Raw genomic sequence first — 6046 nt, 5'->3', positions numbered from 1 at the left:
AAACCTTTTAAGTGGACATATAAGGGTAAAGTCTTGGCTGTTTAATAGTCTGTGTATTTACGCCGAGCTGTACTAGCTGCTAATGACTGGGATTTAGAAAGGTTGTACACAGACTTGGGAAATGCCAAGCGAGAAGTAGCACCGCATAAAGAAAGGGAACTTACAGAAGTCGAAAAGCGGCATTTGCGAGGATTGCTTTGTGGTTGTAGTCCTGAGAAGATAGCTAAAAAGCTTCAGAAGGACTACCAAGGATTGAGAACCGATCTAAGTAACACTGTGTATATGTATGTCAAACAGCTTACTCACGGAAAAGTAGAAGGTGTCAAGATAAAAGACTACAAATGTATCCTTGCTTGGCTGGAAAAAGCAGAATATAAAAACAGGTTATCTAACTCAGTTAAAAATAAGCCAGAGATTACACCTTCTCTCTCGGAGAGTGATATTGATGCTCTGGTGGAGACAGTGCAAGCGCACTCTCCTCTCTGTGCTGAGGATTTTGAGAAACTAGGAAGAAACAAGGCTAAGGAAAGAGATTTTGAGGGAGCTATTGAAAATTTTAATCGAGCAATTAACCTCAATCCTGATTATGCAAATGCCTACAATAACCGGGCTACTGTTCGGATTGAACTAGGGGACGATCCGGGAGCAATTGAGGATTACACAGAGGCGATATTGCTCAAGCCTAATTGTGCAATAATAAACAACAACCTGGCTATTGTTTATTATAACTCAGGTGATTACCGAGGAGCGCGAGCAGAGAACACCCGAGCCATTCAACTAAATCCTGACTATGCTCAAGCCTACAATGGCCGAGGTTTTGCTCGTTTACGCCTGGGCAATCTGCAAGGGGCACTGAAAGATTTTACCCAAGCAATTGAACTAAATCCTAATGATGCCCTTGCTTGGAATAATCGAGGTGATGTCTACTTCTTGAAACTAGAAGATCTGCAAACAGCGCTTGAGGATTACACCCAGGCAGCTCGGCTGAATCCCAATAATGAAAAAACCTTCTACAACATGGGGGTTATTCGCTCTAGGTTGGGGGAAAAAGAGAAAGCGCTTGAGGATTACACTCAGGCAATTAAGCTTGAACGAAAATTTGCTGAAGCTTATTACAACCGAGGATTTGTCTACGGTCAGTTGGGAAATTACCAAAAAGCAGCTCTGGATCTTCACCTCGCTAAAAACTTATATAGTATGCAGGGAAAAGAAGAAAATTATCAAAAGGTACTTAATCTAATAGAAGAACTTCAGCAAGAAGATTGAGAGCGATCGCATTTAGTAAATTGATAAAAAGAGCAATCGCTACATTGCTTAAAGCTTCATTCACTGTAATGATTCTTACAAGCTGCGATCGCAATTTCGACCTCCGTAACTTGGTAAACCAAACGATGTTCGTTATTAATGCGCCTAGACCAAAAACCACTTAACTCGTATTTCAGAGGTTCAGGTTTGCCCAATCCTTCAAAGGGCGATCGATCTATATCTTTAATCAATTCTACAATTTTGCGATAAATCTTTTTGTCTAATTTTGCCCATTCATTAAAATCTGCAAAAGCAGAAGATTCAAAAATAATTCTTCTACTCATTACAAATCCTGTAAATCGACTTCAACTAAATTTTGTCTGTCTTTAACATTTTCAATAGCTTTCAACAGTTTGTTTTTATTGACTTCCGATTTCAAAAGATATTCGGTTTCATCGCATTCTGAGACAATTATTTCAATCTCTTTATCTCCAAAAATCGCTTTAATTTGTTCTAAAAAGTTACGATCTAGTTCACTGGCTTTTAAACGATAAACTGTTGACATCGTTTTTACCTATTTTTGAGTGCGTTAAAATGATTAATATTGCCTTTAAATACAGTAGTTTGAAGTTGACACTAAGGGCTAGCAAAATTGCCAGCCCTTAATTTGTTGTTTTAGCGTTTCACCAACTTCTTAGAAACCTTCCGCAAGCGAATTGATTTCGGTGTTACTTCCACCAATTCATCCTGACCGATGTACTCCAAAGCCCGCTCCAAACTCATATCGACTGGTGCTTGCAATTGCGCCAATTCTTCACCGCCAGATGCGCGGTGGTTTGTCAACTGCTTTGACTTGCAAATATTCAGCTCCATGTCTTCATCTCGGTTGTTTTCTCCTATAATCATCCCTCTGTAAACCTTGGTTCCGGGGGTAATGAAAAATACGCCGCGGTCTTCAGCATTTTTCAGTGAATAAGTAGTTGCAATTCCTTCTTCAAAAGAAATCAATACTCCGTTGCGACGGGCGATAATTTCTCCACCGAGGGGGCGATAGTCGAGGAAGCTGTGGTTCATGATTCCAGCGCCGCGAGTCAACCGCATGAACTCGCCTCGGAATCCAATCAAACCGCGAGCAGGGACTGAAAATTCGATTTGGGTGCGACCGGTGCTGCTGACGTGCATATCTTGCATTTCTGCTTTCCGCTGACCGAGGCGTTCGATGCAGCCGCCGACTGCTTCTTCGGGTACGTCTAACACCAAACATTCAAAGGGTTCGCAGGGACGACCGCCGACTTCGCGGAAGATTACTTGGGGCTGGGATACTTGGAATTCGTATCCTTCGCGACGCATATTTTCGATCAGGATTCCGAGGTGGAGTTCGCCACGGCCGGATACGAGGAATTTGTCGGGAGATTCGGTTTCTTCGACGCGCAAGGCGACGTTGGTTTGGAGTTCTCGCATTAGCCGATCGCGAATTTGACGCGATGTTACCAAACTTCCTTCTTGACCGCAGAAAGGCGAATCGTTCACAGAGAAAGTCATCTGCAAAGTTGGTTCGTCTACTTTGATTAAAGGTAGCGCTTGCGGGTCGTTGGGACAGGTAATTGTCTCGCCAATATACGCATCAGCAAAACCAGCAACGGCGACAAGATTACCAGCAGAAGATTCTGGGATATCAATCCGCTTCAGGCCTTCAAAGCCCATCAATTTGGTAATTTTTGATTTGACAAGCGCGCCGCTTTCTGTGATTAAGACTGCTTGTTGACCAATTCTAATCGTGCCGTTGTGGATGCGGCCGATGACAATGCGACCGACGTATTCTGAGTAATCTAAGGTGGTTACTTGCAGTTGTAGTGGCTTGTTGGGGTCGCCTACGGGGGGTGGTACGTGGTCGAGGATTTCTTCAAACAGGGGCTTCATATCTACCCCTTCGTCTTCGAGGTGTTTTTTGGCGTAACCGCTTAAGCCGGAACCGAAGAGATAGGGAAATTCGCACTGATCGTCGTCAGCACCTAGTTCGAGGAACAGATCCAAAACTTTATCGACTGCTTTGTGGGGATCTGCTCGATCGCGATCGATCTTGTTGACAAATACGATCGGGCGCAGTCCTTTTTCTAGGGCTTTTTTGAGTACGAACCGGGTTTGCGGCATCGGGCCTTCGTTGGCATCTACGATCAGCAAACAGCCGTCAACCATGCCGAGAACTCGTTCGACTTCGCCGCCGAAGTCCGCGTGTCCGGGGGTATCGACGATGTTGATCAGGGTTTCTCCGTACCTGACGGAGGTGTTTTTGGAAAGGATGGTAATGCCGCGTTCGCGCTCGATGTCGTTGGAGTCCATGACGCAATCTGGGATTTCTTCCCCTTCGCGGAAGATCCCGGACTGTCTGAGGAGAGCGTCCACAAGGGTGGTTTTGCCGTGATCGACGTGAGCAATGATGGCGACGTTGCGAATGGGAAGACTCATAATGCGTCTGGAACGTTAAACGGATCTAACTAAAGATTTCTTAATAATTGTAGCGCATGAAGTCAAGGGCCGATCGAGCGCGGCTGTAAGATTCGACTGCGATCGTCGCTAGAATCAAGATTATGGAAGCGCAACCGAGAGAAATTCAGCGTTACACCACGCCTGACGGCAGAGTTTTTTTCGATCGGCAATTTTGAGTTGGCCTTGGTGAAGAAGCTTGGATACGGGGCGATCGCCGATATTAAGATGAGTGTGCAAGTACGATCGACTTTATGGAAGTACAACCGAGGGAAATTAGACGTTATATTACCCCAGACGGTAAAAATCCTTTCGCAGAGTGGCTTAGTTCCCTGCGAGATTTGAATGCGGTAGTTAAAATTGAGCAAAGGCTTGACCGAGTTCGCTTAGGGAATTTAGGAAACAGCAAGTCTGTTGGGGAAGGAGTCTGCGAATTAAAAATTGATTTTGGGCCGGGGTATCGCGTGTACTTCGGACAATTGGGGTCAACAATAGTTCTTCTTCTCTGCGGTAGGGATAAAAGCACTCAAGAACAAGATATCCGCAAAGCTAAGGAGTATTGGAAAGAATATGGAGAACGCGAAAATGCCAACGAGCGATAGTTACCAGGCCTATCTGATAGAAGCGCTCAAGGATAAAATACACGCTGCGGCTTATCTAACAGCGCATTTGCAAGACGAAGAGCCTGAACCTGGTTTGCTGGAACTCGCACTTCGCAATGTATTTGAGGCTCTTGGCGAACCAAATATGTCTGCAGAGGATGCTAAATTGCATTTGGAAAAATTAGATCTTTTGTTGTCGGGAGAAGGAAGTGCGAGAATTTATGCTTTGGCAAGTTGGCTGAAGGCTCTGGGATTGAAGTTATCTGTTGTGGTTGATGAAGGGGATAAAGGGGAAGAGAAAGATTCTGTTAGTGCTGCTGAATTGGCGGAAGTTGGTAATATTTGATGAGGCGCTAACTTCCCAAACATGGCTTTTTAAGTTTTTTTGATTTGAGGGTAGCACTATGTCAGAAACCGAACTAGATTTAGTATCAATAGCCACGAGAGTATTGCAGCTTGAAGAAGAGCAAGTTATTCTGAAAAAATATCTAGCCAAACTTAAGAGGCAGTTAGAGGCACAGGAACAGAGATTTAACGATCGCCCTGAACCGCGAATGCTAGAAAGTTTGACTGCTGAAATTGCGCTCCTGCAACAGCCGTGTGATTTGGGAAATGGCGATATGTCGGTCATTGCTGAGCAGCTCATCGAGCTTGACACCGAGACCGAAAAGCCAAAGTCAGACTTTCAGTATCAGTTAGTATGCGATCGTCCTAACAGTCGTGCTGTATTGATGGAAGCTTTATCACTAGCTCAAGAGCGGCTGATTATTGTTTGCCCTTGGCTCAATTGTAACAGCATTAATGATGAATTGCTGCAAAAAATTAGAGAGTGTTTGAACCGAGGATGTTTGATAAATATTGGCTGGGGTTATCTGGGAGACAGGCAAAAAATCGGCAAGGGATGGCGCTACAATGCTTTAGCAGATTTGCAAGAATTAGCCAGCGAATATCCCGATAAATTTTGTCTCTCTTTATTGGGAACTCACGAAAACTTTTTAGTATGTGATTCTAGTTTTGCCATGTTGGGCAGTCATAATTTGCTGACTAACAGCGACCAAAGTGCAGAAAAAGAAGTGGGAATTCGCACGAATGACTGCCAAATTGTCAAGCAATTAATTCAGCGATTTGACAGCAGCGAAGTATTAAATGAGGAGGAGATAGAAAGGCGGTTTGTAGCGAGTTCGGATTACTTGGATAGAGCAGATTATTTGGAAGGATTGGCGGCGGATGCTGGAGATATTGCTTTAGAGGATAGCGGTGAGGATTTGGATGATGAGTCTGAGGAATGTCGAGAACCTGTTGTTAGTGTTGAGGATTTTTGGCAGCGTTACAGTGAGGGAGAAAGGGATTTTACAGGGATTAATTTAGCGGGTGCTAATCTAACAGGTAAACACCTAGCTTCTGATGTCAACCTGAGTAAAGCTAATTTGAAAAAAGCTAATTTAAGGGGTGTTAATTGGCAGAGGCTCAACCTCAGCGGGGCAATTCTTAATGGAGCAGATATGAGGGAGGGCTATTTGTCTAGCACAAATTTTAGCGAATCTAAACTAGGCAGTGTCAACCTTTCTAAGGCTGATTTATCCAGTGCTAATCTGAATCAGGTAAACTTAGTCAATGCCAACCTCGATCAGGCTAATTTATATAGGGCTTGCTGAATAATCGATCGCACATCAAGAATAAGAGCGATCGATATCTTCAAGCCGAGTTAAATATAA

7 protein-coding genes are annotated in these 6046 nt (G+C 44.0%); 4 read left to right on the top strand and 3 right to left on the bottom strand.

Going from position 1 to position 6046, the window contains the following annotated elements; genetic code table 11:
* The first annotated feature begins 102 nt into the window (after nucleotides 1-102).
* Nucleotides 103-1266, top strand: coding sequence for a tetratricopeptide repeat protein (locus tag QT979_RS28235; RefSeq protein ID WP_333312325.1), 1164 nt, complete (start codon nucleotides 103-105; stop codon nucleotides 1264-1266).
* Between the two features lie 56 nt (nucleotides 1267-1322).
* Here QT979_RS28235 and QT979_RS28230 read toward each other — a convergent pair whose 3' ends face one another.
* From QT979_RS28230 to typA, 3 genes are all read right to left on the bottom strand, one after another.
* On the bottom strand, nucleotides 1323-1589 hold the full coding sequence (locus tag QT979_RS28230; RefSeq protein WP_333312324.1) for a Txe/YoeB family addiction module toxin: 267 nt from the start codon (nucleotides 1587-1589) through the stop codon (nucleotides 1323-1325).
* The gene (locus tag QT979_RS28225) at nucleotides 1589-1810 is read right to left on the bottom strand and encodes a hypothetical protein (RefSeq protein WP_333312323.1); all 222 of its coding nucleotides are present in this window, start codon (nucleotides 1808-1810) and stop codon (nucleotides 1589-1591) included. The genes QT979_RS28230 and QT979_RS28225 overlap by 1 nt, the downstream gene beginning before the upstream one ends.
* 110 nt (nucleotides 1811-1920) lie before the next feature.
* The gene (gene typA, locus QT979_RS28220; protein ID WP_333312322.1) at nucleotides 1921-3711 is read right to left on the bottom strand and encodes a translational GTPase TypA; all 1791 of its coding nucleotides are present in this window, start codon (nucleotides 3709-3711) and stop codon (nucleotides 1921-1923) included.
* A 272-nt stretch (nucleotides 3712-3983) separates the two neighbouring features.
* Between typA and QT979_RS28215 the strand changes: the two genes are divergently transcribed.
* From QT979_RS28215 to QT979_RS28205, 3 genes are read left to right on the top strand one after another with little or no spacing between them, the layout of a single operon-like run.
* Complete coding sequence (locus QT979_RS28215; protein ID WP_333312321.1) at nucleotides 3984-4331, top strand: type II toxin-antitoxin system RelE/ParE family toxin; 348 nt, start codon at nucleotides 3984-3986, stop codon at nucleotides 4329-4331.
* Nucleotides 4315-4677: a transcriptional regulator gene (locus QT979_RS28210; RefSeq protein WP_333212003.1), complete on the top strand. Its 363-nt coding sequence runs from the start codon at nucleotides 4315-4317 to the stop codon at nucleotides 4675-4677. The genes QT979_RS28215 and QT979_RS28210 overlap by 17 nt, the downstream gene beginning before the upstream one ends.
* A 58-nt stretch (nucleotides 4678-4735) precedes the next feature.
* Entirely contained in the window at nucleotides 4736-5986 is a 1251-nt protein-coding gene (locus QT979_RS28205; protein ID WP_333312320.1) for a pentapeptide repeat-containing protein, read from the top strand.
* Nucleotides 5987-6046 lie beyond the last annotated feature (60 nt).

It is taken from the genome of Microcoleus sp. w2-18bC1 (assembly GCF_036700365.1).
Classification (GTDB): Bacteria; Cyanobacteriota; Cyanobacteriia; order Cyanobacteriales; family Microcoleaceae; genus Microcoleus.
Note: the sequence above shows the minus strand (reverse complement) of the source record. Positions and strands in the feature narration are given on the sequence as shown.

Coding starts and splice junctions, on each gene's coding strand:
- QT979_RS28230 (WP_333312324.1), bottom strand. CDS start 1,589: ATGAGTAGAAGAATTATTTTTGAATCTTCTGCTTTTGCAGATTTTAAT.
- QT979_RS28225 (WP_333312323.1), bottom strand. CDS start 1,810: ATGTCAACAGTTTATCGTTTAAAAGCCAGTGAACTAGATCGTAACTTT.
- typA (WP_333312322.1), bottom strand. CDS start 3,711: ATGAGTCTTCCCATTCGCAACGTCGCCATCATTGCTCACGTCGATCAC.
- QT979_RS28215 (WP_333312321.1), top strand. CDS start 3,984: ATGGAAGTACAACCGAGGGAAATTAGACGTTATATTACCCCAGACGGT.
- QT979_RS28210 (WP_333212003.1), top strand. CDS start 4,315: ATGCCAACGAGCGATAGTTACCAGGCCTATCTGATAGAAGCGCTCAAG.
- QT979_RS28205 (WP_333312320.1), top strand. CDS start 4,736: ATGTCAGAAACCGAACTAGATTTAGTATCAATAGCCACGAGAGTATTG.